The 734-nt window shown below is 53.5% G+C and carries 1 protein-coding gene; it reads right to left on the reverse strand.

Going from position 1 to position 734, the window contains the following annotated elements:
* A partial coding sequence (locus tag MHK04_RS12155) for an IS30 family transposase (protein WP_441303157.1) occupies nt 1-734 on the reverse strand: 734 nt, incomplete at both ends.

The raw sequence follows: 734 nt of genomic DNA on the forward strand, positions 1-734 counted from the left end.
GGTAAATGCAGCAAGATGACATAGCGCGTGGTTCGCTCTACTAGCGTTCCAATTGCGGACTTATTACCCGCGCCTAGAATGAGGTCGCCTTCCCAATGACCTGGTACTGCCCGGTCGTCTACTTCTGCTGGGCGGTCGGAAATCATCACCATAGGGTCAACAAACCGCTTGCGGGCACTGCGCGTGCCACGAGGTCGACGTTGGGCGTGACCGCGACGCAGTGCAGCAGCGACTTCCTTTTTCAACTCGCCTTTAGCCTGGAAATACAAAGACTGATAAATCGTTTCAGGACACACGTACATAGTCTCATCACCGGGATAGCAGCTGCGCAACCTCCCAGAAATCTGCTCTGGCGAGTACCTATCTTTCACCATCGCCCAGACCACCGTGCGCAAACGTGGATTGGCATCAATCTTGCGCTTTTTCGGTCTAAACCTACGCAACACCGATTTACGGTGCGCATACGTGGGAAGATACACCCCAAATTCATCCCGGTTGCGTTTAAGCTCCTTGCTGATAGTGCCAGCAGAGCGGGCAAGACGCCGAGCTATCTCACGTACGCCTTTGCCTTGCCGGTCAAGATCAAAGATGAGCTCGCGCTCTTCTACCGACAAGTAGCGCGAAGAAATACGCCTATCGATACGCTGTTGCGGAATAACCTGGACTGGAACTGCTTGGCGACCATCAACGTACTCAATTACCTGCATAAGCCTGTTATACAGCGCCACATCCGG

Origin of the sequence: Corynebacterium nasorum, from assembly GCF_022345765.1 — a bacterium.
Lineage (GTDB): Bacteria > Actinomycetota > Actinomycetes > Mycobacteriales > Mycobacteriaceae > Corynebacterium > Corynebacterium kefirresidentii.